Source organism: Microlunatus sp. YIM B11417 (genome assembly GCF_059617205.1).
Window position 1 is genome coordinate 226,248 of sequence record NZ_JCAMPJ010000003.1, and the last position, 24,730, is coordinate 250,977.

Below are 24,730 nucleotides of genomic sequence, written 5' to 3' on the forward strand. Positions count from 1 at the left end.
GACCATCAGACGAGCGTAGCGGCGAGGACGGCGTCGCCGCGGACCGGGTCGGCGTGCCGGGTGGCGACCCGGCCGAACCCGGCGGCGAGCAGGGCGTCCCGGTGCTCTTCGGCCGTCATCGCGTTGCCGCCGCCGAGGGCGCCGGCGGTGTCTAGGCGGCGCCGGGCGAAGGCGTCCGCGAGCCTCGGTTCCCGGCCGGCGTCGCGCCACCACCGGTGCCAGCCGGCCAGCGCCTGCCAGTCCGGCGCCGTCGGGCCGAACCGGTCGGCGTTGATCAAGGTCGCTCCGCCGGGCAGGCGTTCGGCGAGCCGGCGGTAGAGCTCGGCCACCTCGTCCCGGCTCGGGTAGTGCAGCGCGCGTACGGCGACGACCACCCGCGGTCCGGTCTCGGCGAGCCAGTCGAGGTCGCGGAAGTCGCCCTCGATGACCGTCACCGCGTGCACCTCGCGAGCCAGCCGGCGCAGGACCGGATCGGCCTCGACCCCGGTGAGGCTCGGGCCGTCGCCGACCCGGGTGCGCAGCGCGGCCAGCAGGGCACCGGTCCCGCAGCCGAGCTCGACGACCGGCCCGCCGGACTGCCGGGCGAGATCCGCCACCAGCGGGAGACAGCGGTCCAGGCCGGGGCCGAACCGCGGCTGCAGCAGGTCGAAGCGCGCGGCGAGGACATCGAGCTCGGTCACCGTACGGCCTCCGGGCGCCGGCGCAGCAGGGCGGTGATCATGATCAGGTGCGGGAACTCGATGAGCATCCCGGCGACGATCGTGGCCACCACGGCCGGCCGGTCCGGGAACGTGACGGCCGCGATGGCGATCATCAGCGGCGCGTTCCGCGCGGAGGTCGTCATGGTCAGCAGAACGTGGTCGGGACGGTCGAACCGGCCCGCCCGCCGGACCAGTTCACCGACGGCGAGCATGATCACGAAGAAGACCGCGACGGTGCCCAGGACCCTCGGCAACGTGGCCAGCTCGGCGACCAGGGTGCCGGCGTGGCCGGCGAAGATCGTGATGATCAGAGCAGCGATCGTCCACGGCACCAGTCGCCGCGCGGCGCCGATGATCACGTCGCCCGCCGACCGGGGCAGCAACGCCCGGATCAGCAGCCTGACCAGGGAAGCCGCCAGCACGGGACCGACGAACCACTGCCCGACCGTGATCGCGATCGCCTCCGGCCGATAGCCGAGCTGTGCGGCGCCGAGCAGGGCCCAGTAGACCGGGCAGAGCAGCAGTTGGGCGATCAGGTTGAGCGGCAGCAGCACCGAGCCGGCCGCCACATTCCCGCCGGCCAGCCGGGTGAAGCCGAGGAACCAGTCGGTGCACGGCGCGGTCAGGTAGATGATCAGGCCGAGCCAGACCTCGGGACGGTCGCCGCCGAACAGCCGGGCGATCACCACCGCGAGCAGCGGCACCAGCAGGAAGTTGATCAAGAGCGCGACGGCGATCACCCGCCGATGACGGCGGAACCGGCGGATTCCGGACAGTCCGACATCGAACAGCAACAGGAACACCAGCAGCAGGACCAGGGGGTCGGTGCCGGTCGAGAGCGCACCGCCGACGGTCGGGCCGGCCAGCCCGATCAGCGTCCCGCTGATCACCGCCGCCACCAGCAGGACCGGCACCAGCGGGCTGACTCCGGCGGTCCGGTCGGGGGCCGGGGCCGGCCGCGTCAGCAGGCGCATTCCGTACCACAGCAGGAAAGATCGTCGGTCCACATGCCGGCCGAGCGCCAGTACTCCAGCCCGCCGGCGTCCCGGCCCAGCCGCTCGGCGATCGCCCGGGCCACCTGGGCGAACCGCTGCCGGAACTTGTAGACGAAGCAGAACCGGAGGTGGTCGTGCCGCAGGCCGGCACCGACCAGGAAGATCCCCGGAGTGGTGGTCGATTCGTCGTTGGTGTCCACCAGTGGCCAGCCGTCCGGGCGCCGCTCGAACAGCGGCCCGGCCGGGCCGAGCCCGGAGCCGTAGCCGGTGGCGATGATCGGTGCGGTGTCGGTGATCAACTCCGCTCCGCTGCTGAGAGCGGCCCGGAAGCCGCCGTCGATCGCGGTCAGCCCGATGACCCTGGCGGTGCCGATCAAGGAGAGCCGGCCGGTCTGCTGGGCGGCCCGGAGTCGCTGCCTGGTTCGCGGTGCCAGCAGGAAGGACGGGTCGGAACCCTGCCGGGCGTCCCACGGATGCTCGGGATCGACAACGGTCACCTCGGCGCCGTGCCCGACCTGGTGACAGGCCAGATCGATGCCGGACTCGTACCCGCCGATCACCAGCACCCGGCCCTTGCGCGAAGCCCAGGCCGGCTCGGTCGAGGCGTGCTGGCCGAGGTCGGCTCCGGGGAAGGCCGGCCGCCCCGGGTCGCCGAACTCGCCGCCGGCCCAGACGACGGTTCTGGCCCGCAGCGCTCCCCGCGACGTGACGAGCCGGAACCGCCGTGGCTCGGGATTGATCCGGTGCACCTCGGTACGGGACCGGACGGCGAGCCCGAAGTGATCGGCGACCGCGGCGAGGTAGCGCGCGTAGCCGGGCCCGTCGGGATAGTCGACACCGAGCGAGAACGCCGGTGAGGTCAGCGGGTGCACCGAGTTGAGGTCGGTGGCGCCGAAGCCGTTGCCGGTGAACGACGGCGTCAGGAAGCGCTGCTCTGCCGGCCAGTCGAGGAACGTCTGACCGACCCGGCCGCGTTCGACGACGGTCCAGGTCAGGTCGTCGATCGCGCTCAGGGCGATGGCCGTGCCCACGCCCGCGGGGCCGGCTCCGATGATCACGCAGTCCAGCTCCCGGCTCGTTCGTCGTGCCACGCCCGACCTCCTCTTATTGAAAATGGATGTCAATAAGATTAGAGCAGGAGCGTGCCGGTGCGGCGACCGGGTCAGCCGCTGGGACTGCGGAACCGGCTCGGCGGGCGGCCCGCATAGGGTTGTCGTCATGACGGCCGGGGCACGGGAGAGCGGAGGCGGGCTTCGGCTCGTCGATGATCACCGGATCGGCGCCGGCGTCCGCGAGGTGATCGTCACCGGCCGGGACTGCCCGGAACTGGCCGAGGCCGGGATCTCGATGGTCGGGCTGTCCGACGTGCTGGACGAGTTCCGCTTCGTCCGTACGGATCCGGCCGAGGCCCAGCTGCTCGCCTGCCGGGACGGCCGTGGCGCGGTCTGGGTGGACGGGAAGTGGATCACCTGCCGGCCGGGCTTCGCCTACCTGACACCGCCGCACGCCCCGCACGCCTACCGGGCCTACGAGAACACGCCCTGGTCGGTCGCCTGGGCCTCGTTCCGGCCGATCCGGGCCGATGTCGCCGGGCCGCTGCTGCGCCCGGTCGAGGCGGAGCTGTGGACCCAGTTGATCAAGGCGCTGCAGGCGGAGCGGGTCGGCACCGCCGATCCCGAGGTGATCCGGATGCTGAGCGGGCTGATCACGCTCTATCTCTCCCGGCAGCTGGACACCGGCGCCGATCCGCGGCTGGCCGGGCTGTGGCGTACGGTCCGACAGCGACTCACCGACGACTGGACCCTGGACCGGCTCGCCGAGCGGGCCGGTATGAGCGCGGAGCACCTGCGCCGGCTGTGCCTGCGCGAGTTCGGCCAGACGCCGTCGGCGATGGTCCGCGGCCTGCGGATGGAGCAGGCCCGGCTGCTGCTGCGGACGACCGACCTGACGCTCGCCTCGATCGCCCGGCAGACCGGCTACCGGGACGCGTTCTCGTTCTCCCGCGCGTTCCGCCGCGTGGTGTCGATCAGCCCTGACCGCTGGCGCCGCCGGCACCGCTGACCCGGGCGTTCCACTTCCGCCGGCGCTCGGGATCGGCGAGCAGCTCGATGAAGGCGCCGCCGACGACGGACCTGGCCTGGAACGGCCCGCCGACGTCGGCGACCCGGCCGTCGTCGGTGTGGTAGACGTCGGTCAGCGCGATCCGGGACGGCGTCTCGTTCAGCCAGCGGTAGGCCGCATCGATCATGGTCGCCCGGAAGTCGGCGTCGTCGGTCAGCGCCGCGGTCCACAACGACCAGTCGAACTTGGTGTAGCTCTCCCGGTTGTCCAGCGGCAGCCCGTACGTGTCGAGCTTGGTCCGGTAGTACGCGAGCTCGCGCTCGATCACCGCACCCGGCACCAGGTCGAGGCCGAGCAGCCGGTCCCAGACCAGGTTGTACTTCTGGCTCCAGGTGTCCTGAGCGCCGAACGCGAGCGCCGTGTGATCACCGAGATCCGCGTCGGCGTACCACTGCTTGATCATGGACTCCGCCGTGCCGCGGTAGTCGGCGGCGGCGTTCGGATCGCCGAGGGCGGCCAGGATGTCCGCGTAGCAACGGATTCCGACGATCGCCTTCGCGGCCAGGTTGATGTTGTCGGCGAACGGGCCGGCGAAGTCGTCGGTGCACAGCTGCTCGGCCGGAGAGGCGCCGTGCTCGACCAGGTAGTCGGCCCAGGTGCGCAGCAGGTCGGGGTGCCGCTCGGCCAGGCTCCAGTCGCCGGCCAGCGTGCCGAGCGCGCCGATCAAGATCAACATGTTGCCGCACTCCTCGAGCGGCATCTGATGATCTTCGGTCTCCTCGCCGCCACCGTAGACCTGGCCGTTGGCCAGCGGATAGGTGCCGAGGTCGTGCGGCGCGTACGGGAAGCGCCAGCGCGGCGACGCGGCGTAGTCGAGGATCGGCAGCAGCTGCGCGATCAGCAGCTCGGGCCGGAACAGCAGGAACATCGGCGCGGACGGGTAGGTGACGTCGACGGTGCCGATGCAGCCGTTGGAGTAGTTCTCCTTGGAGAAGTAGAGCAGCGTGCCGTCGAGGTCCTGGACCAGCTTGTGGGCCGCCAGGCACTGCCGGTACGCGAGCGAGGCGACCGCCGCGTACTCCGGGCCACCGACCGCGGCCAGATCGGCCTCGACCTCCGCGTCGAACGCGACGCAGCGTTCCTTGATCGACGCGAAGTCGGCGGCCGCCTGCCGCAGCAGCTGCTCGGCGGTCAGGCCCTGGGCCCGCCAGTACGGCCGCAGCTTGCGGTGGTGGTACTCGATCGAGAACTGGTCGTCGTAGGCGACGATCAGGTGCCGGGCGACCGGCTGGTCCGGCCGGACCGTGACCGAGGCGGTGCAGGCGGCCGCCGGAGCCTTGCGGCCGGCCGGCGCCGGGAACTCCAGCGAATCGCTGGCCGGCAACGGTTCGCCGGCCACGAAGGCGTCCAGCGCGGCCCCGCCGCGCACCACCACGGAACGCTCGAACTGGCCGTCGGCGTACGCGAGATAGGCCCAGCCCCAGTCGATCCGAAGATCATCGCCGCTCCGGTTCAGCACCCGCTGGTCGGCGTTCCCGAACCCGGCAACGGTCAGCCCCTCGACGGCCGGCCGGACCGCCACCACCGACTGGGTGCCGTTGTCGACGCTGAGCTGGGCGGGCAGTTGGAAGAACAGGTCGACCTCATGATCATGACCGTCGACCGACTCGACGCCGAACTCGAGATACGTGACCGGCCAGGACAGCCGGACCAGGTCATCCGGCAGCGCCGGCGTGATGAAGCTGAGCGTCAGCCGTACCCCGAGCTCCTCGAACCGGTACACCGTCCGGGTCGGATGCACGGCCACGTCGACCTGCGGCATCGGCTCCGGCCCGTTCCGCCCGATCACCCGCCGCGCCGTCCCGTCGATCCGGACCGCACCGACCAGCGGCTGCACCGCCGACGTCCAGTGCTTCGTCGGGGCGTCGGTCAGCCGGTCCGCCATGGACCAGACGCTGAGGTACGGGTCGACGGTGATCAACGGGACCGCCGGCGGGCGCAACGATGCTGAACTCATGCCCCGAGCCTGCCTCGCCGCGCCCCACCGGACCATGGCCCCGTTCCACCTCTCCCTGCCCCGAATCCACGCCGAACGACCAACGTGCCCTGAGCCTGTCGAAGGGCCAAGCCGGAGTTCGTGCCCTGAGCCTGTCGAAGGGCGCGGTGGGTTGGTAGCTCGTGCCCTGAGCCTGTCGAAGGGCCAAGCCGGAGTTCGTGCCCTGAGCCTGTCGAAGGGCGTGGGGGGTTGGTAGCGCGTGCCCTGAGCCTGATCAAGGACCAAGGCGGATGTGGCCCAGTCCTTCGACAAGCTCAGGGCACGTGGTGGGCGGAATCAGGGTTCGTCGCGACGTCCGTAGGACCGGGAGAGGTTCGGCAGATCCGAGAACCGTCCCTCGATCGAGGCGCGCCGCTTCTCCCGACGCCAGCCCTTGATCTTGCGCTCGAGCACGTAGGCCTCGTCGATCCGTTCGCACTCGCAGAACCAGGCCAATCGGACCGGGCGTCTCGTCACCGTGTAGCCGTCGGCGGACCCAAGATGATGATCTTGCATTCGTTGATCAAGGTTGCGCGCGCTACCGACATGGTAGGAGCCGTCGGCGCATTCGAGGATGTAGACAAAGGGCATGGGTCGAGGTTGGGTGCGGACGGTTCCCCTGGCAAGCGCGAGGCTCTCCGCTTGTGGATAACCTCCCGGAATGCCAGTTCTCCACAATCTCTCCTGAGACATCGGGCCCTTCGACAAGCTCAGGGCGCGGTTGCGAGTCAGTGGAACTGCTGCTGTTCGGTGGAGCCGGCCAGGGCGGTGGTCTCGCTGGTGGGGTTGAGGGCGGTGGCGACGGCGTCGAAGTAGCCGGTGCCGACCTCGGCCTGGTGCTTGGTCGCGGTGTAGCCGTTCGGCTCGTCGCCGAACTCGGCCTCCTGGAGCTCCACGTAGGCGGGCATGCCGCGGCGGGCGTAGTCGCGGGCGAGGCTGAACATGGAGTGGTTCAGGGCATGGAAGCCGGCCAGGGTGATGAATTGGAACGCGTACCCGAGTTCGCCGAGTCGATCTTGGAACTCGGCGATCTGCCGGTCGTCCAGGGCGGCCTTCCAGTTGAACGACGGCGAGCAGTTGTAGGCCAGTCGCCGGCCCGGGAACTCCCGGTGCAGTTCGGTCGCGAACTCCGCGGCCAGACCAAGATCAGGAGTGCCGGTCTCGACCCAGATCAGGTCCGCGTACGGCGCGTACGCCTTGGCCCGGGCCAGCACCGGCTCGAGGCCGCCGCTGACCCGGAAGTAGCCCTCGGCGGTCCGTTCACCGGTGCAGAACTCGGCGTCGATCGGGTCGACGTCACTGGTCAGCAGGTTCGCCGCCAGCGCGTCGGTACGGGCGATCACCAGGGTCGGCACGCCGAGCACGTCGGCGGCCAGCCGAGCGCTGTTCAGCGTCCGGACGTGCTGCCGGGTCGGGATCAGCACCTTGCCGCCGAGATGGTCGCACTTCTTCTCCGAGGCGAGTTGATCTTCCCAGTGCACCCCGGCCGCACCCGCGGCGATCATCTGCTTCATCAGCTCGAAGGCGTTCAGCGGGCCGCCGAAGCCGGCCTCGGCGTCGGCCACGATCGGTGCCAGCAACCGGCCCGGCTCGCCGGTCGGTCCGCGGTTGGCGGCCGTCTCGATCTGGTCGGCGCGCAGCATCGCGTTGTTGATCCGGCGCACCACGCTCGGCACCGAGTTGGCCGGGTAGAGACTCTGATCGGGATAGGTCTGGCCGGCCAGATTCGCGTCGGCGGCGACCTGCCAGCCGGACAGGTAGATCGCCTCCAGACCGGCCTTCACCTGCTGCACGGCCTGGTTGCCGGTGAGCGCACCCAGACTGCGGACGAACCGGCGCTCGTCGAGCAGCCGCCACAGCTTCTCGGCACCGAACCTCGCCAGGGTGTGCTCCTCGACCAGCGACCCGCGCAGCGCCACCACGTCCTGAGCCGTGTAGCTGCGTGAAATCCCGGACCACCGCGGGTTGGTGGCCCAGTCCCGCTGCAGGGCGAGCGCGGACTCCGCTGCGGTCCCGGTCGGCTGGGTCGGATTGATGGTACTGGTCATGATCACTCCTCGCGTCGTCGCTCCCCGGCGGTACGGGGAGCCGGTGATCATCACTGTGCAAGCCTCGGGGCCGGCCGAGCACGACCTGGCGCCGTCAAGATCAACTGATCTTGACGGAACCGGGCTAACCGAGCTTTCCCTTGTGGTACGCGGCGAGCGCGGCCTGATCGACCGCACCGACGGTCCACAGCCGGGACCGGTCGGCGGCCAGGCCGGTGAGCACCCCGGTCGACGGCTTCGGCACGGCCGGTGCCTCGACGGCCACGAACCGGCCGCCGCGCCGGACGAGGACGTACGGCTTGTTGATCACCAGATCGCCGCTCTCGAAGAACCGTTCGCCGACGGCGACCGGCCGGCCGTTCCAGAGCGCCACGGCATAGAGCTGCGCGTACTCGGCCGGGGCTTCGATCGTCCGCCAGCCGGAACCGTCGTAGTGAACCACCAGGGGCCGTTCCCGGTCCGGGGTGTGCGCGACGCCGGCGCCCCAGACGTCGGTCCGGCCGTCCGCGGCCAGTCCGGTGAGGATCCGGGAGCCGTCGGCCGGGAACTCCTCGACCGGCGTCCAGCGCTTGCCGTCGAACCGGGCCAGCCCGGGATTGGCTCCCAGCCAGACCTCCTCGGCGGACCGGACCAGCAGCGTGTTGCCGTTGATCGTCTGTTCCAGGCCGTCGCCGAGCAGCCGCCAGGACCCGTGCGCGTAGGTGTAGACGACACCCCGCTCGGCCCCGTCGACGCTCGCCCAGCCGGCCACCCAGACGGTGCCGTCCGGACCGACCGCGACATCGCCGAACGTGCCGGTCGGCACTGCCGGCGGCTTGATCATCCGCCACGCGCGGCCGTCCCACCGGAGCGCCAACGGTCGATCCACCTGATCGGTGGTGCTGCTGCCGACCGCCCAGACCTGGCCGGCCGGGCCGATCGCCACGCTCAGCAGCCTCGCGTTCGTCCGGACCGGCTGCGGGGTCGCCAGCCACCGGCCACCCTGGCGGCGCAGCGCGAGGGGCCGGGTCTCCTGGAACCCGTCCAGCAGCCGGATCCCGACGGCCCAGGTGCCGTGCCGGGTGCTCGCGACGGCGTCGAGGTACGTGTTCGGCAGCCCGATCGGCGTACCGGTCCAGGTCGGCCCCGCCGTCTCGGCCCGGGCCGGGCCGGACCCGATCGCCCAGCCCAATCCGGCCAGGCCCGTCGCCGCCAGCAGCTTCCGTCGATTCAGCATCGTGCCGTCCTCCTGTCCCCGGCGGGCCGGAGCTCGGCCCGCTCGTACCCTCTACGTCACGGTCCGGGTCCGAGGTTGCATCCGCCGGCGAGCGGGTGCCGGCAGCGGGTTCGTCAAGAACTGCAGAAATTGATGATGCTCGGCGACTCCGCCGTCGCAATCCTGGTGGTCTAATCGAGAAATGACACCTTCGCAGCGCGACGCGGCGTCAAGATCTTCGGTTCTTGACGAGGGTCACAGGCAGCCGATCGGGCCGCGTTCGCCCGTCCGGCAGGCGACGAAGGCCGACGGCCCGGATGCGCTGCTGATCGGCAAGCGGCTGCGGCACCTGCGGAAGAGCCGCGGCGGGACGCTCGATCAGGTCGCGGCCGCCGCCGGGATCTCGCCGTCCGCGCTGTCGCTGATCGAGACCGGCAAGCGGGAGGCCCGGCTCTCGGTGCTGTCCGCGCTGGCCGAGGCGCTCGGCGCGGAACTCGCCGACTTCCTCACCACCACCGCGCCGAACCGCCGTGCCGGCCTGGAGATCGAGTTGGAACGTGCCCAGCGGCTCGCCTCCTTCGCCGACCTCGGCGTCGCGCCGGTACGTGCCGGACCCAGACTGCCGCTGGACGCGTTGGAGTCCCTGGTCGCCCTGCACCGGGCGCTCGCCGCGGTCAAGGCCGAGCGCGACAGCACACCGGAGTACGCCCGCCGGGCCAACGCGGAGCTACGGGCCTGGATGCGCGCCTCGGACAACTACTTCCCGGAGATCGAACAGTTGGCCGATGCGTTGTTGATCAAGATCGGCCACCAGGGCGGGCCGCTGACCCGGTTCGGTGTGGCCGGGCTGGCCGAGGTGATGGGCTTCTCGCTGCTGTCCGTACCGGATCTGCCGCGGACCACCCGCAGCGTCACCGATCTTGAACGGCGCCGCATCTTCCTGCCCACGACGGACGCGCAATCCCAACGGACGTTGGCTCTGGCGGCGCTCGGCCATGTCGCTCTCGATCATCGTCCGCCGGCCGACTACGCGGAGTTCCTGCGCCAGCGGGTCGAGGTCAACTACTTCGCGGCGGCGGCGCTGGTACCCGAGCGATGGGCGGTCGAGTTCCTGCAGCAGGCCAAGGCGGCCAAGGACCTCGAGCTCGAGGACCTGCAGGAGCGCTACTCGGTGTCGTACGAGATGGCCGCGCACCGGTTCACCAACCTGGCCACGAAGCACCTGGAGATCCCGGTGCACTTTATGCGGGTCAACCAGGCCGGCATCATCTACAAGGCGTACTCCAACGACGGCGTGATCTTCCCGATGGACCCGTCCGGCGCGGTCGAGGGGCAGCAGGTGTGTCGCTCCTGGACCGCGCGCGAGGTGTTCGAGACCGAGGACTGGACGCAGCCGTACCAGCAGTACACCGACACCGTCGGCGGCACCTTCTGGTGTACGGCCGTCGCCGAGCGAGGGGAGCGGGAGAACTTCTCGGTCTCGGTCGGCACGCCCTATCAATACGTGAAATGGTTCCGCGGCCGCGACACGCCGCACCGGGGCCGGTCCACCTGCCCCGACCCCGCCTGCTGCGCCGAGCCGCCGGAACCGCTGGCCACGCGGTGGCGGGGCCGGAACTGGCCGAGTGCGAAGGTCCAGTCGAGCCTGCTCGCCTCGCTCCCGGCCGGCGCCTTTCCCGGCGTGGACGAGACCGAGGTGCTGGAATTCCTGGAGCGGCAGCCCTAGGGTTCACCGGTGCGAATCCGGCAGTACGTCTATCTCGCCCTGACCAGCAGCAAGCTCTCGGCCGGCCAGATCGGCCGGCGGATCGGCCTGGAGCCCGACGAGGTCGGGGTGCTCGGCAGCCGCCGCGCCGACCCGCCGAGACCGCCGCGGCACACCTGGAAACTGGTCTGCCGCGAGTCCGGCCTCCGCGTCGACGAGCAGATCGGCCAGGTCCTGGACCGGGTCCGGCCACAGCGGAACAAGATCGCCGAGGTCGCCCGCGAACTCCGCCGGGACGACCCGAACCACGGCGGCGCCCGCTTCTTCGTGGTCCGCAACTTCGATCACGAGGACGGCGAGGAGGAACTGCTCAGTCCGCCGGACGCCGAGCTGCAGAAGCTGCCCGGCCAGCACCAACTTCTCGGCTTCGACCTGGATGCCGAGCTGATGGCCTTCCTGGTCGACGCCGAGGCCGATCTGGACGTCGACGAGTACGGCTGATCGGGTCGTGCCGTGGCAGTGCCGATCGATGCGGCAGTGGGCCGACCGAGGCCGCCGGGGATGATCAGCGCAGGCCGAGGGTCCGCAGATGATCACTCTCGACGAGGTGAGCGATCGTGTCCGGGCGGACGGTCGGCAGGCCGCCGGGTCCGCTGCCGACCAGTTCGCGAAGTCCGGTGACGGCCTGGGCGGGGGTCCAGTGCGGGAAGTCGGAGCCGAACACGAGCTTCGGGACGACGTCCCATTCCTGCGCCCGGACCAGGGCGAAGTAGCCGTCCAGCGGGCGGGCCCAGACCGCCGACACATCCGTGTACACGTTGCGGTTCTTGCGGACCGTGACGATGGTCTCGCGTTGCCACGGATGCCCCAGGTGCGCGATCACCTGCACCAGGCCGGGATGCCGGCGGGCGACATCGTCGATCAGCAGCGGCAGGCTCAGCGCGAGGCTGGCGGCCGGGACCGGGGTGGCGCCCTGATGCCACAGCAGCACCAGTCCGGCCTCGGCAGCACGCCGGTAGACCGGGTCGTGGCTCGGGTCCCGCGGATCGAACAGCGCCGTCGTCGGATAGCACTTGATGCCGCGGAACCCACGGGCGATCCCGTCCTCGAGTTGATCAAGGACGTCGGGGTCGGCCAGGTCGAGCGCGGTGAACGGGATGGTCTCGGTCGCGGTCTCCTCGCAGAACCACTGGACGTAGTCGTTCGGGGTCGCGATCCCGGCCGCGGTAGCCCGGACGCCGAACACCACGGCCGCGGAGATGCCGCCCTCGCGCATCACCTGGTCGTACCGGCCCGGCGTGAAGTCCCGCTCGAACCCCGTTCGGTACGCGCGCGCCATGTCCCGCTGCCAGACCGGGCCGAGATGCACGGACTGATGGCAGTGGGTGTGGATGTCGATCATGGAACCATCAGACCATGATCACTCGCCGGAGAGCTGCAGCCAGGCCTCACGGCGCTGCCGCTGCTCGTCCGGGTCGGCGACCGGTACGGCGGCCAGCAACCGTTGCGTGTAAGGCTCCGCGGGCCGGCTCAGCACCCGCTCCGTCGGACCGGTCTCCACGATCCGGCCCTGCCGCATGACGGCGATCCGGTCGGTCAGCTGGCCGACCACCGCAAGGTCGTGCGAGATGAACAGGCAGCCGAAGCCGAGGTCGCGGTGCAGGTCGGCGAGCAGTTCGATGATCGTCTGCTGCACCGACACGTCCAGCGCGCTGGTCGGCTCGTCGGCGATCAACAGTTCCGGGTTGTTGGCCAGCGCGCGGGCGATCGCCACCCGTTGCCGCTGGCCGCCGGACAGTTCGTGCGGCAGCCGCTGGGCCAGCGCGGCACCGAGCCGGACGGCGTCGAGCAACTCCAGGACGCGGCGCCGACGCTCCACCGGCGCCACGCCGGCCAGCTGCAGCGGCTCGGCAATGCTGCGCTCGATCGGGTGCCGCGGGTTGAGGCTGGACCCGGGGTCCTGGAAGATCATGCCGAGCCGGGAGCGGGCGCGGTGCAGCAGCCGCCGGTTGGCCCGGGTGATGTCGATCCCGGCCAGCTCGACCGACCCGTCGGCGGCCCGGACCAGACCGGCCAGCCCCCGTCCGATGGTGGACTTGCCGGAGCCGGACTCGCCGACCAGCCCGACCAGGTCGCCGCGTCCGATCCGCAGGTCCACCTGCTCGGCAGCGGTGACCGCCCGGCCGAAGCCGGTGCCCGGGTAGGTGATCGTCACCTGCTTCAGCTCGGCCGCCGGCGGAGCCTCGGCATCGCTGTCCGGCAAGGGATCCGGAGACGGCACGGCCTCGGTCAGGGTGAGCCCGGCCAGCCTGGGCACGGCGCTCAGCAGGGTGCGCGTGTAGTCGTCGCGCGGGTTGCCGAACAGCTCCCGTACCGGCGCGGACTCGACCAGCAGGCCGGACCGCAGCACGGCCACGTCGTCGGCCAGGTCGGCGACCACGCCCATGTCGTGGGTGATCAACAGGATCGCCATGCCGAGTTCGTCGCGCAGCCGCCGGAGCAGGGCGAGGATGCCGGCCTGCACCGTGACGTCGAGCGCCGTCGTCGGCTCGTCGGCGATCAAGAGCTGCGGGCCGTTGCCGATCGCCATCGCGATCATGCACCGCTGCAGTTGGCCGCCGGACAGTTCGTGCGGATAGGACCGGGCGATCCGCAGGCCGTCGGTCAGCCCGACCTGGGCCAGCAGTTCGCGGACGCGGTGCCGGGCATCGGTCGGCGACAGGTTCCGGTCGTGCGCCCGCAGCGCCTCGGTGATCTGCCAGCCGACCGAGTAGACCGGGTTCAGTGCGCTGGCCGGTTCCTGGAAGATCGTTCCGATGGTACCGCCGCGGACCTGCCGCAGCCGTTCCGGCGGTGCCCCGAGCAGTTCCTCACCGGCGAGCCGGATGCTGCCGGCGACCCGGGCGGTGTCCGGCAACAGGCCGAGCGTCGCCAGCGCGCTGACGCTCTTGCCGGAGCCGGACTCGCCGACCAGGGCGAGCACCCGGCCGCGCTGGACCGCGAAGCTCACCCCGGCGACGGCCTCCACCTCGGCGCCGCGTCCCGACCGGGGCCGGAACGTGACGCCGAGATCGTCGACCTCGAGGACGGGAACGGTCATTGCTTGAGCGTGACCTTGACGTAGTTCGGATAGGCGGGGAACGCACCGATGGCGAAGTTCTGCACGTTGGAGCCGTGCAGGAACGAGTTCTTCGTGTACGTCAGCGGGATCACCGGGGCGTCGGTCATGATCTTCTTGTCGATCTCCGCCCAGATGGCCTCGGCCGCGGCCGGGTCGATCGTCCCGGTCGCCTTCTTGATCAACTCGTCCACCTCCGGATTGCTGTAGCGGGAGATGTTGTAGTTGCCGTTGCCGATCTGGCTGGACGCGAACAGCGGCTGGATGTTGCCGTTGGCGGACGGGAAGTCCGGCTGCCAGCTGCCCAGGTAGAGGTCGTAGTCGCCCTTCGGCCCGGTCGCCGTCTGGATCAGTGCGTTGGAGTCCAGCGGCCGGAGGGTGACCGTCACGCCGGCCTTCGCGAAACCCTGCTGCAGGGCCTGCGCCTGGGCCTGGTCGGAGCCGTCGTCGCCGACGATCAGCGTGAGCTTCAGCCCGTCCGCGTGTCCGGCCTCGGCCAGCAGCGCCTTGGCCTTCTCGATGTCGCCGGTCTCCGGGGCGGGGTAGAGGTCGTACACCTGACGGCCCGGGATGCCCGGCGTGATCAAGGTCGTCGCGTAGTCACCGGAGATCGGCCCGCCGACCGCGGTCAGGTAGGCCTTGCGATCGGCCGCGTACTGCAGCGCCTGGCGCACCTTCACGTCCTTCAGCACACCGCGCTGGGTGTTCATCGCCAGGTAGGACACCGCGCCCGGCTCGGAGGTGACCAGTCGCTCCTTGGCCTGCGGATTCGCCTGCGCCTGGGCCAATTGGGCGGCCGGGACGAACCCGGCGCCGAACGCGTCCTTCGCCTCGCCGGAGTCGGCGATCAGCGCCTGCGCAGCGACCGTGTCGTCCTGGCTGAGCTTGAACGTGATCTTGTCCGGCCCAGCGGTGCGGACCTGGTCGGTCTCGCGCTTCCAGTTCTCGTTGCGGGTCAGCCGCATCGCGACGCCCTGGTCGTAGCTCTCGACCGTGTACGGACCGGAGGCGGCGGGCTTCTGACCGTACGTCGCCGGATCGGTGTCCTTCGCCTTCGGGACCGGGGAGAACGCGACGGTGGAGGCGACCCACGGCCAGTCGCCGTACGGCACGTCGAGCTCGAAGATGATCGTCTTGTCGTCCGGCGTCTTGATCGAATCGAGTTCCTTGCCCTGGTACGGGCCCTCGTAGTCGGCCCCGCCGGTCAACAGCGTCTTGTGGTACGAGAGCCCGCCGGACAACTCCGGGGCGAAGGACCGCTCGATCCCGTACTTGATGTCGGCGCTGGTGATCGGCGTGCCGTCGTCGAAGGCCAGCCCGTCCTTCAGCGTGAAGGTCCAGGTCTTGCCGTCCTCGCTGGGCTTGCCCGTGTCGGTGGCGAGGTCCGGCACCACGGCCGGCGGCTTGCCCGGCGTGATGTCCCAGGCGGTCAGCCGGCGGTGCACCAGGGCATTGGAGGTGATCGCGAGGCCCTGGCTCTTCGCCGGGTCGAAGGCCATCTCGGTGGCCGAGGAGAAGATCGTCAGCGTGCCGCCGGTGGTCGGCGGAGCCGAGTTGCCGCCGCCCGGACTGGGTGCGTTGGCGTTGCAGCCGGTCAACGCGATCACCGCCGCGGCGATCAGGGCTCCGGCGAGTTTCAGTCTCTTCATGATCAGATGGATCCTTCCGTTCAGTGCACCGCAGCGCGTCGGGCGCGGGGGTCGAGGAGGCCGTACCCCAGGTCGATGACCAGGTTGGCCAGAATGATCAGGAACGCCGAGAACAGGGTCACTCCGACGATCACCGGGAGATCGAGGTTGCCGACCGCGTCCAGCAGCAGGGCGCCGAGCCCGGGCATCGAGAACACCCGCTCGGTGATCACCGCACCGCCGAGCAGCCCGCCGAGGTCGAGGCCGAACACGGTCGCGATCGGCAGCAGGACGTTGCGCAGCGCGTGCAGCGGGATGATCCGGCGCTCGCTGAGCCCCTTCGCCCGCGCGGTCCGGATGTAGTCCTCGTTGAGCACCTCGAGCAACTGGCCGCGGGTCAGCCGGGTGTAGATCGCGGCGTTGATCAGCGCCAGCACGCACCAGGGCAGCACCAGGTGCCAGAGCCAGTCGATCATGCCGTCGGCGACGGGGGAGTAGCCGCCGATCGGCACCATGTCGAGGGTGAAGCCGAACAGCAGGATGCCCAGCAACCCCACCAGATAAGAGGGAGCCGAGACTCCAGCGATGGACAGTGTCATCAGCGAGCGGTCCAGCAGGCTGCCGCGACGGAGTGCGGAGATGGTGCCGGTGCCGACGCCGAGGATCAGCCAGAGCACCGCGGCGCCGATGGCCAGCGAGAACGTCACGCCGATCCGGTCCATGATCAGGTCGGTGACCGGCGCGCTGAGCCGGAACGAGTAACCGAAGCACGGCGCCGCGCATTCGATCGCCGCCGGGCCGGAGCCGAACGTTCGGCCGGCGACGATGCCGATCGCGAACTGGACCACCTGGGTGTACCAGGGCGAGTCGAAGCCCATGAAGGTGCGGGCCTGCGCCAGCCGTTCCGGGGTGCACGGCCGGCCGCAGGACAGCTGGGCCGGGTCGGCGGGGGACAGGTAGAAGACGGCGTAGGTGACGAAGGTCAAGATCACCAACACCAGCAGCATGCCGCCGATGCGGCCGGCCAGGTAGCGGAGCAGGTTCATCGGGGTTCGCTCATCTCCCGATCCCGGCTCGGGCGGTGACGGCCGTGCGCGGGTCCAGCGCGTCACGCAGCCCGTCGCCGAACAGGTTGAACGCCAACGTGATCAGGAACAGCGCCGCTCCCGGGAAGATCAGGAACATCGGGTCGGTACCGACCCAGCCGATCGCCTCGCCGATCGAGCGGCCCCAGGCCGGGGTCGGCGGCGGCACTCCGACGCCGAGGAAGGACAGCGCAGCCTCGGTGCCGATCTTGCCCGGGATCGAGATCGTGGCGAAGACGATCACGGTCGCCGCGAGGTTCGGCAACAGCTGCCGGAACAGGACGTGCACGGTGCCGCCGCCGGCGATCTGGGACGCGATCACGAAGTTGCGGTCCTTCAGCACCAGGGTCTGGGACCGGACCACCCGGGCGATACCGGGCCAGCCGAAGAAGCCGATCACGACGATGATCAACACCGGCTTCGGCAGCCAGACGGGCACGATCGCCCCCAACGCGATCATGAACACGAGGCCGGGGAAGCCGAACACGACGTCGGCGGTCCGGCCCAGGATGCGGTCGGTCCAGCCGCCGAAGTAGCCGGCCAGCAGGCCGACCACGACGCCGAGCGCCACCGAGACGACGGTCGCCGCGATGCCCACGACGAGCGAGGTCCGCGACCCGTGCACGACGATCGCGAAGAGGTCCCGGCCGGTCAGCGGTTCGACGCCGAACCAGTGCCGGGCACTGATCCCGCCGCCGAACCCGGCCGGCGCGCCGGTGGCGTCGAGGGCGTCCAGGTCATAGGTGTACGGGTCGTGGCCCGAGATCATCGTGATCAGCGGGGCGAAGATCGCGGCCAGCACGAACACGGCGATGGTGACCGCTCCGAAGACGGCCCCGGGATCGGCGCGGAGCCGCCGGAGCAGGCTCCGGGCGCCGGTGACCCGGTCGGTCACTCCGGCGTCGGCGTACCCGTCGGTCATCGTGTGGCACCTCCCTCGTCCCCCGTACCGCTGCGCGATGCTGCCAGGCGTGATGTTGCCACGAACGGGCCGCCGAACCGGTTCATCTCACGTCGTCTCGATCGTCGCGTCGCTCGCGTACGTTCTGGTAAGGGTGAGCCTGGTGGTGCTGGTGTAGTCCTTGCGGGGGCCGGTCACGTTCCAGACGATGATCAGGCCCGACGCGTCCGGTACCGGCTCGACCGAACCGGTGTAGTCGTCGGCGCCGCAGGCGTGCCGGACCGTCTCGCCGGGTCGCCAGCGGTGGAAGAGCCGGCCGTCGTCGAAGGTGAGCTGCCAGCCGCCGGGCGCGGGTTCCAGGTAGTAGGTGCGGGTCGCCGCGCCGCGGTAGTCGCCCCATTCCAGGAGGCACTCCTCGAACCAGCGGATCCGTTCGCCGGCCGGTTCCGGCTCGAGGGTGAGCTGCCCGCTGGCCGTGCCGCGGACCTGGTTGCGGCGGTCGTCGATCACCCGGTCCAGGAGCCAGGTGCCGAGCAGGGTCAGCGGATCCGCGAGGTTCATCGCGCGCAGGTCACCGCGCTGCTGATCATGAGGCGGGTCCCGGTTCGATCGAGGCGAGCCGGGCCGAGGCGGTCGCCATGTGGGCGGCCATGGCGGAGGCCGCCGCGTCCGGGTCGCGCTGGCGCAGGGCCTCGTAGAGGGCTGCATGCTCGCGTACCGCGGTCTCGGCGTGCTCGTCGTCCTGGACGGCACGGTCGACCCAGATCCGCAGCAGGGACCGGACGATCTGGAGCAGGTCCAGCAGCACCGCGTTGCCGGTGCTGGTGGCCAGCAGGTGGTGGAAGGCGAGGTCTGCGTCGACGAACGCGGCAAGATCACCGACGCCTGCCCGCATCCGCTCCAGATGCTCGCCCAGCCTGGTCAGTTGATCATCGTCCAGCCGTTCGGCGGCGAGCCGCGCGGCGAAGATCTCCAGCCCGGACCGGACCTCGATCAACTCCAGCGTGCTCCGCTCGCCGATCACCATGCCCCAGCGCAGCGACTGCGGCAGCAGCTCGCTGGCGTGGCCCCGCAGATAGGTGCCCGATCCCGGCCGTACGTCGACGATGCCGAGGATCTCCAGTGCCGCCAGCGCCTCCCGTACCGCCGACCGGCCGACACCGAGCGTCGCCGCGAGCTGCCGTTCCGGCGGCAGCCGGGTGCCCGGCGCGATCGAACCCCCGGTGAACAGGTCCAGCAGCCGATTGGCCACCGCCGACACCGCGGAGCCGGTCGGCAACGCCCCGAGCGCGGCACTGATCTCCGCCGACTGATCCCGGTACGCAGGCATGTCGCAAACCCTAACCCCACCCCCACTTCCGCCGACCGGTCACAAGAGCAGCGTTTTCGACGGCGTGTCGCCGCGGAAGTGACGGGTCGACGGATCTGGGAGGCGGCGGTCCGGGAGTCGGGTGGCAACAATCCGGAGTCCTCGCTGCGGTCGTAGTACCAGCTGGCGCGGTCGCACTCCGAATCACCGAGTGGACAGTTTGATCTCGAGAATCGCCGCTCAGCCGGTCAAAGTGACCACTCGATGAAGGTTGGCGTGAAGCATGGCGCCGAGCGAAGGGCGCGGCAGCCTGCCACCTCGGTTCCGCGCATGTGGCCGCCTCGATGCTTGATCCCTTGGTCGAATTGGTCAACCGGTTGACAGATTCTGTTCAGGTGGGTGACCATGATCGGCATGAGGGCAGTGCAAAGTGGCCAGGAGCCTCAGCAGCATCCGGCAGAGTCAGCAGGGGCGGTCGAGCGGTTGGCGATTCGGAAGGTCGCCGTGCGGCTGGTGCCGTTCGTCGCGTTGATGTTCTTCATCAACTACCTGGACCGGACCGCGATCGGGTTCGCCGCGCCGAACGGGATGAACACCGATCTCGCGTTGTCGGCGGCACAGTTCGGGTTCGCGTCCGGGGTGTTCTTCATCGGGTACATCCTGTTGGAGGTGCCGTCGAACCTGGCGTTGCACCGATTCGGCGCCCGCCGCTGGCTGGCCCGGATCATGATCAGTTGGGGCGTGGTCGCGGCCCTGTTCACCTGGGTGCAGGGGTTCGAGCAACTGGTCGTGCTGCGGTTCCTGCTCGGTGTCGCCGAGGCCGGGTTCTTCCCGGGCGCGATCCTGTTCCTCAGCCTGTGGGTGCCGGCCCGGCACCGCAGCAAGATCCTGGCCCTGTTCTACCTGGCCCAGCCGCTGACGACGGTGATCGGCGCACCGCTGGCCGGGCTGCTGATCAACCAGCACGGCGTCTTCTTCGGCCTCGAGGGCTGGCGGTTCATGTTCCTCGGCGTCGCGATCCCGGCCGTCGTCGTCGGCGTGATCGCCTGGTTCTACCTCAAGGACAGCCCCAAGGACGCGCGGTGGCTCACGGACCAGGAGCGGGACTGGCTGACCGCGGAACTGCGGGCCGAGAACAGCGGGGAGCAGCGCCCGCACACGTCGATCAGGCACGCCTTCGGCAGCGGCCGGGTCTGGTTGTTGTCGATCATGTACTTCGGTTTCATCTACGGCCTGTACGCTCTCGCGTTCTTCCTGCCCACGATCATCAAGGGCTTCCAGGCGGCGAGCGGGACCACGTTCGACGTGGTGCAGCAGGGGCTGATCACCGCGATCCCGTACCTGCCGGCGGCGGTAGCCCTCTATCTGTGGTCCCGCGACGTGACCCGGCGCGGCCTGCGCACCTGGCACATCGTCATCCCGGCTGTGCTCGGCGCGGTGAGCATCCCGCTGGCCCTGTTCGCGCAGAGCCCGGCGCTGACGATCGCGATCATCACCATCACCGCGATGTCGATCTTCTCCGTGCTGCCGAACTTCTGGACCCTGCCGACCCGCTTTCTGTCCGGCGCCGCCGCGGCGGCCGGGATCGCGTTGATCAACACGGTGGGCAACCTGGCCGGCTTCTCGGCACCGTACGTCACCGGGGCGGTGCACGACCTGACCGGGGGCTACCAGGTCCCGATGTTCATCGTCGGCGGATTCCTCGCCCTGTCGGCGATCTTGATGGTGGTCCTGGCCCGTCGGGGTAGCGTCGCCCTGAACCCTGACGAGGAGGCCAGATGACCCGACTGTTCAACGACCCCACCGCGTTCGCCGACGAGTTCGCGGAGGGCTTCGTCGCCGCCAACCGGCGCACCGTCCGCGCCGTGTCCGGCGGCGTGGTGCGCGCGACCGCCGTTCCGCCCGGCCAGGTGGCGGTGATCATCGGCGGCGGCTCCGGCCACTATCCGGCCTTCGGCGGCTTGGTCGGCCAGGGCCTCGCCCACGGGGCAGCGCTCGGCAACATCTTCGCGTCGCCGTCGGCCGGCCAGGTCCACTCGGTGGCGAAGGCCGCCGAGACCGGTGGCGGCGTCCTGCTCACGTACGGCAACTATGCCGGCGACGTGCTCAACTTCGATGCGGCCCAAGATCGGCTGCGGGCCGAGGGCATCGCCTGCGAGACCGTCACCACCACCGACGACATCTCCAGCGCCGACCCGGCCGAGCGGGAGCGCCGGCGCGGCGTGGCCGGCAACCTGTGCGTGTTCAAGATCGCCGCGGCCGCCGCCGAGGAGGGACGCGACCTGGCCGACGTGGTCCGGCTGGCCAGGCTGGCGAACGACCGGACCCGGTCGATGGGCGTCGCGTTCGGAGGCTGCACGCTGCCCGGCGCGGGGGCGCCGCTGTTCGAGGTGCCGGCCGGCAAGATGGCCGTCGGGCTGGGCATCCACGGCGAACCGGGCCTGTCCGAGACGGACGTGCCGACCGCCGACGGGCTGGCCGAGCTGATGGTCGGCGACCTGTTGCGGGAGCTGCCGGACGGCCTGACGAGCCCGGTCGGTGCGCGCGTGGTGCCGATCCTGAACGGGCTGGGTTCGGTGAAGTACGAGGAGCTGTACGTCGTCTTCCGGCGGGTCGCCCAACTGCTCGAGGACGCGGGGGCGGTGATCGTCGAGCCCGAGGTCGGCGAGTTCTGCACCAGCCTCGACATGGCCGGAGCGTCACTGACCCTGTTCTGGCTGGACGACGAGCTGGAGCCGCTGTGGCTGGCCCCGGCCGACACACCGGCGTACCGGAAGGGTTCGGTGACGGCGGCCGCCACGGTGGACCAGGCGACGCTCGACGCCGGCACGGAGGCGGACGTCCCGCCGGCCAGCGACGAGTCCCGCGCGGCGGCGGTGATCATCGACGCGGCGCTGGCGACGATCCAGGACACCATCGACCGTTCCGTCGACGAACTGGGCCGGCTGGACGCGATCGCCGGCGACGGTGATCACGGGATCGGGATGCAACGCGGAGCCCGGGCAGGCCGTGCCGCGGCGGAGACGGCGCTGGCCGCCGGGGCCGGCGCCGGGACGTTGTTGATCAAGGCCGGTGACGCCTGGGCCGACCGGGCCGGCGGCACCTCGGGCGCGCTCTGGGGCGTCGCGCTGCGGGCGCTGGGGGAGCGGCTCGGCGACGCCGACCCTGCTTCGTCCGCTGCAGTCGTCGAAGGCGTCGCGGCGGCCCGGGACGGAGTGATCAACTACGGCAAGGCCGAGGTCGGCGACAAGACGCTGGTGGACGCGCTGGTCCCGTTCGCCGACACCCTGGCCGGCGCCGTCGGTGAGGGCGCCGACCTGGTCGATGCCTGGCGTCGTGCCGCCGGTTCCGCGACCAAGGCCGCCGCGGCCACGGCGGATCTCCTTCCCCGGAAGGGAAGGGCGCGGCCGCACGCCGAGAAGAGCCTCGGCACGCCGGACCCGGGCGCGCACTCGTTCGCGCTGATCGTGGTCGCCGTCGGCGATGTCCTGGACGGTGCCGCCGCGTCATGAGCCAGGCCAAGATCACCATCGGCGTCAGCCTGAAGATGTACTTCGGGCACGCCCGGACCCTCGCCTGGTGCCGCGACGTCGCGCGGGTCGCGGCGGACCGGCAGGGCGTCGTCCCGGAGCGGGTGGAACTGTTCGTGCTGCCGACGTTCCCGGCCCTGGCGCCGTCGATCACGGCGATCGGCGGCGCGCCGGTCGCGGTGGGCGCCCAGGACCTGCACTGGGCGGACGACGGCGCCTACACCGGCGAGGTGTCGGCGGTCGAGCTGGCCGAGCTCGGCGTCGGGTACGTCGAGGTCGGGCACGCCGAGCGGCGCCGGCTGTTCGGCGAGACCGACGAGGTGATCAGGCTCAAGACGGCCGCCGCGCTGCGGCACGGGCTGGTGCCGGTGCTCTGCGTCGGCGAGCCGGACCGGGTCGACACCGACGCGGCGATCGGCATCGTTCATGATCAACTCGACGCCGCGCTGGCCGGCGCGCCGGCCGGCCGGGTGATCGTCGCGTACGAGCCGGTCTGGGCCATCGGGGCCCCGGAACCGGCACCGGACGCGCACATCCGGGCCGTCTGCGCCGCCCTGCGCAGCACCGGTCGTGACGCGGACTCGGTGATCTACGGCGGTGCCGCCGGGCCGGGCCTGCTCGGCCGGCTGGAGGGGACGGTCGACGGCCTGTTCCTGGGCCGGTTCGCGCACGACCCGGCCGCGCTGGCCTCCGTGATCGATGAGGCCGCGGCTCTGGTGATCAAGGAGGACGCTCGGTGAACGGCAGGCTTGGGCTGGGCAGCTATGCCTATTTCTGGCGGCATTCGGACCGGGCGCCCGAGCCGTTGACCCTCGCCGACGAGCTGCGCCGGACCCGGGACGCCGGTCTCGACCTGTTCCAGATCTGCGACTACGCACCGCTGACGGACTTCACGGCCGCCGAGTTGCTCGCGATCCGAGCGGTCGCGGACGACTGCGGCGTCGACCTGGAGCTCGGGACGAAGGGCGTCGCCGTCGATCACCTGCAGCGGTTCGCCGAGCTGGCGATGATCTTGAACGCGCCGCTGGTTCGCAGCATGGTGCTGCCGGCCGACCGGGACGCCGGCCTGGCCGAGGTCGAGGCCGGGCTGCGTCGGGTGCTGCCGCGGTTCGCCGAGGCGGGGATCACGCTCGCCCTCGAGACGTACGAGCAGCTGCCGTCCACCGACCTGGTCTCCTTGATCGAGAGCATCGGCGACCCGAACCTGGGGATCTGCCTGGACCCGGCCAACAACGTGGCCGCGCTGGAGCATCCGCGGGACGTGGTCGAGCGCTGCGCGCCGTACACGAAGAACGTGCACATCAAGGACTTCGCCTTCACCCGGACCGGCGGCTGGATCGGCTTCACCCTGGAGGGCGCACCGCTCGGCACCGGGCTGCTCGATCTCGATCATCTGCTGGCCACGGTCGACCCGGTCGGCCGCGGCATCACCATGATCACCGAGCACTGGCTGACCTGGCGCGGGGACTACGCCGAGACCGCCCGCCTGGAAGGCGAATGGACCGATCAGACGATCACCCGAATGAAGGAGCACCTGACATGACCGAGCAACTGACCATCGCCGTGATCGGAGCCGGCGGCAAGATGGGCATGCGGATCTCGAACAACCTGCAGCGGACCGATCATGACGTCCGCTACGCCGAGACCTCGCCCGCCGGCCGGGACCGGGTGACCGACGCGGGGCGGGAGGTCGTCGACTCCGCCGAGGCCGTCAAGGGCGCGCAGGTGATCGTGCTGGCCGTGCCGGACCTGGCCCTCGGTCCGGTCACCGAGCAGCTGGTGCCGCTCGCCGAGCCCGGGGCGATCGTGCTCACCCTCGATCCGGCGGCCGCGTACGCCGGACTGCTGACCACCCGTGACGACGTGATCATGGGCGTCGCGCACCCCTGCCACCCGTCGGTGTTCCTGGAGCGGACCAGCAAGGAGGAGTGGGCCGACACGTTCGGCGGGATCGCCGCGCCGCAGGACGCGGTGGCCGCGATCGAGTCCGACGACCCGGCCAAGAAGACGATCTTGGAGGCGGTCATCCGGGCGATCTACGCGCCGGTGATCGACGTGCACTGGGTCACCGTCAAACAGCTGGCCCAGCTGGAGCCGACGCTGGTGGAGACCGTCGCCTGCATGATCGGCCGGCTGCTGAACGAGGCGCTGGAGGAGGCCGTCCACACGATGGGCGTACCGGAGCCGGCGGCGCGCGCGATGCTGCTCGGCCATACCCAGGTCGCCCTGGCCAACGGCCTCCGCGGCGACAACCCGTTCAGCGACGCCTGCCTGATCGCCATGGACTACGGGCAGGAGACGATCATCAAGGAGGATTGGAAGAAGATCTTCCGCGACGACGAGCTGGACAAGAACCTGGCCCGGATGCTGCACCTGGAGTCCATCCAGCGCTGACCCGAAATCGGTGGAACCTCCGGCC

General features: G+C 70.7%; 22 protein-coding genes. 8 read left to right on the forward strand and 14 right to left on the reverse strand.

Annotated features, from left to right (window positions below; all coding sequences use genetic code 11):
• Nucleotides 1–5: 5 nt before the first annotated feature.
• The 3 genes from AC6CCG_RS16230 to AC6CCG_RS16240 are packed head-to-tail and all read right to left on the reverse strand — an operon-like array spanning nt 6 to nt 2,787.
• Entirely contained in the window at nt 6–680 is a 675-nt protein-coding gene (locus AC6CCG_RS16230; protein WP_496655628.1) for a class I SAM-dependent methyltransferase, read from the reverse strand.
• Complete coding sequence (locus tag AC6CCG_RS16235; protein WP_496655629.1) at nt 677–1,675, reverse strand: arsenic resistance protein; 999 nt, start codon at nt 1,673–1,675, stop codon at nt 677–679. The genes AC6CCG_RS16230 and AC6CCG_RS16235 overlap by 4 nt, the downstream gene beginning before the upstream one ends.
• Nucleotides 1,663–2,787: an NAD(P)/FAD-dependent oxidoreductase gene (locus AC6CCG_RS16240; RefSeq protein WP_496655630.1), complete on the reverse strand. Its 1,125-nt coding sequence runs from the start codon at nt 2,785–2,787 to the stop codon at nt 1,663–1,665. Before AC6CCG_RS16240 ends, AC6CCG_RS16235 begins: the two co-directional genes overlap by 13 nt.
• A gap of 127 nt (nt 2,788–2,914) precedes the next feature.
• On the opposite strand from AC6CCG_RS16240, the gene AC6CCG_RS16245 reads away from it, so the two are divergent.
• Nucleotides 2,915–3,757 carry a helix-turn-helix transcriptional regulator gene (locus AC6CCG_RS16245; RefSeq protein ID WP_496655631.1) on the forward strand — a complete coding sequence of 281 codons (843 nt, stop codon included), beginning with the start codon at nt 2,915–2,917 and terminating at the stop codon, nt 3,755–3,757.
• Here AC6CCG_RS16245 and AC6CCG_RS16250 read toward each other — a convergent pair.
• From AC6CCG_RS16250 to AC6CCG_RS16265, 4 genes are all read right to left on the reverse strand, one after another.
• Nucleotides 3,723–5,774, reverse strand: a complete 2,052-nt coding sequence (locus AC6CCG_RS16250) for a glutaminase domain-containing protein (RefSeq protein ID WP_496655632.1) — start codon at nt 5,772–5,774, stop codon at nt 3,723–3,725. The two genes, AC6CCG_RS16245 and AC6CCG_RS16250, sit on opposite strands and share 35 nt — an antisense overlap.
• 315 nt (nt 5,775–6,089) lie before the next feature.
• Entirely contained in the window at nt 6,090–6,383 is a 294-nt protein-coding gene (locus tag AC6CCG_RS16255) for a GIY-YIG nuclease family protein (RefSeq protein WP_496655633.1), read from the reverse strand.
• A gap of 137 nt (nt 6,384–6,520) precedes the next feature.
• Nucleotides 6,521–7,840 (reverse strand): isocitrate lyase, encoded by a 1,320-nt coding sequence (gene aceA / locus AC6CCG_RS16260; RefSeq protein WP_496655634.1) that lies wholly within the window; start codon nt 7,838–7,840, stop codon nt 6,521–6,523.
• A gap of 124 nt (nt 7,841–7,964) precedes the next feature.
• On the reverse strand, nt 7,965–9,056 hold the full coding sequence (locus tag AC6CCG_RS16265) for a hypothetical protein (protein WP_496655635.1): 1,092 nt from the start codon (nt 9,054–9,056) through the stop codon (nt 7,965–7,967).
• A 181-nt stretch (nt 9,057–9,237) separates the two neighbouring features.
• Here AC6CCG_RS16265 and AC6CCG_RS16270 point away from each other — a divergent pair, with 181 nt between their 5' ends.
• Both AC6CCG_RS16270 and AC6CCG_RS16275 read left to right on the forward strand, forming a co-directional pair.
• On the forward strand, nt 9,238–10,761 hold the full coding sequence (locus AC6CCG_RS16270) for a helix-turn-helix domain-containing protein (protein WP_496655636.1): 1,524 nt from the start codon (nt 9,238–9,240) through the stop codon (nt 10,759–10,761).
• A gap of 9 nt (nt 10,762–10,770) precedes the next feature.
• Nucleotides 10,771–11,241 carry a DUF4279 domain-containing protein gene (locus AC6CCG_RS16275; RefSeq protein ID WP_496655637.1) on the forward strand — a complete coding sequence of 157 codons (471 nt, stop codon included), beginning with the start codon at nt 10,771–10,773 and terminating at the stop codon, nt 11,239–11,241.
• Nucleotides 11,242–11,305: 64 nt separating this feature from the next.
• Here the strand turns inward: AC6CCG_RS16275 and AC6CCG_RS16280 are convergent, their stop codons facing one another.
• The 7 genes from AC6CCG_RS16280 to AC6CCG_RS16310 all read right to left on the reverse strand — a co-directional run bounded on the left by AC6CCG_RS16280 (nt 11,306) and on the right by AC6CCG_RS16310 (nt 18,802).
• The gene (locus tag AC6CCG_RS16280) at nt 11,306–12,142 is read right to left on the reverse strand and encodes an amidohydrolase family protein (RefSeq protein WP_496655638.1); all 837 of its coding nucleotides are present in this window, start codon (nt 12,140–12,142) and stop codon (nt 11,306–11,308) included.
• Nucleotides 12,143–12,160: 18 nt separating this feature from the next.
• A complete protein-coding gene (locus tag AC6CCG_RS16285; protein WP_496655639.1) occupies nt 12,161–13,840 on the reverse strand; it encodes a dipeptide ABC transporter ATP-binding protein in 1,680 nt (559 codons plus the stop codon).
• Nucleotides 13,837–15,507, reverse strand: a complete 1,671-nt coding sequence (locus AC6CCG_RS16290; RefSeq protein ID WP_496655640.1) for an ABC transporter substrate-binding protein — start codon at nt 15,505–15,507, stop codon at nt 13,837–13,839. The genes AC6CCG_RS16285 and AC6CCG_RS16290 overlap by 4 nt, the downstream gene beginning before the upstream one ends.
• A gap of 20 nt (nt 15,508–15,527) precedes the next feature.
• A complete protein-coding gene (locus AC6CCG_RS16295) occupies nt 15,528–16,532 on the reverse strand; it encodes an ABC transporter permease (protein WP_496655641.1) in 1,005 nt (334 codons plus the stop codon).
• 10 nt (nt 16,533–16,542) lie between these two features.
• On the reverse strand, nt 16,543–17,493 hold the full coding sequence (locus AC6CCG_RS16300; protein WP_496655642.1) for an ABC transporter permease: 951 nt from the start codon (nt 17,491–17,493) through the stop codon (nt 16,543–16,545).
• A gap of 87 nt (nt 17,494–17,580) precedes the next feature.
• Nucleotides 17,581–18,033, reverse strand: coding sequence for a DUF6314 family protein (locus AC6CCG_RS16305; RefSeq protein ID WP_496655643.1), 453 nt, complete (start codon nt 18,031–18,033; stop codon nt 17,581–17,583).
• A gap of 25 nt (nt 18,034–18,058) precedes the next feature.
• On the reverse strand, nt 18,059–18,802 hold the full coding sequence (locus AC6CCG_RS16310) for a FadR/GntR family transcriptional regulator (protein ID WP_496655644.1): 744 nt from the start codon (nt 18,800–18,802) through the stop codon (nt 18,059–18,061).
• Between the two features lie 462 nt (nt 18,803–19,264).
• On the opposite strand from AC6CCG_RS16310, the gene AC6CCG_RS16315 reads away from it, so the two are divergent.
• Genes AC6CCG_RS16315 through AC6CCG_RS16335 form a run of 5 tightly spaced genes read left to right on the forward strand, consistent with a single transcriptional unit; the run spans nt 19,265 to nt 24,705 of the window.
• Entirely contained in the window at nt 19,265–20,563 is a 1,299-nt protein-coding gene (locus AC6CCG_RS16315) for an MFS transporter (protein WP_496655645.1), read from the forward strand.
• Nucleotides 20,560–22,293 carry a dihydroxyacetone kinase family protein gene (locus AC6CCG_RS16320; RefSeq protein ID WP_496655646.1) on the forward strand — a complete coding sequence of 578 codons (1,734 nt, stop codon included), beginning with the start codon at nt 20,560–20,562 and terminating at the stop codon, nt 22,291–22,293. Before AC6CCG_RS16315 ends, AC6CCG_RS16320 begins: the two co-directional genes overlap by 4 nt.
• Nucleotides 22,290–23,051 carry a triose-phosphate isomerase family protein gene (locus AC6CCG_RS16325; RefSeq protein WP_496655647.1) on the forward strand — a complete coding sequence of 254 codons (762 nt, stop codon included), beginning with the start codon at nt 22,290–22,292 and terminating at the stop codon, nt 23,049–23,051. The genes AC6CCG_RS16320 and AC6CCG_RS16325 overlap by 4 nt, the downstream gene beginning before the upstream one ends.
• Complete coding sequence (locus AC6CCG_RS16330) at nt 23,048–23,854, forward strand: sugar phosphate isomerase/epimerase family protein (RefSeq protein WP_496655648.1); 807 nt, start codon at nt 23,048–23,050, stop codon at nt 23,852–23,854. The genes AC6CCG_RS16325 and AC6CCG_RS16330 overlap by 4 nt, the downstream gene beginning before the upstream one ends.
• Nucleotides 23,851–24,705, forward strand: a complete 855-nt coding sequence (locus tag AC6CCG_RS16335) for a phosphogluconate dehydrogenase C-terminal domain-containing protein (RefSeq protein WP_496655649.1) — start codon at nt 23,851–23,853, stop codon at nt 24,703–24,705. The genes AC6CCG_RS16330 and AC6CCG_RS16335 overlap by 4 nt, the downstream gene beginning before the upstream one ends.
• Nucleotides 24,706–24,730 lie beyond the last annotated feature (25 nt).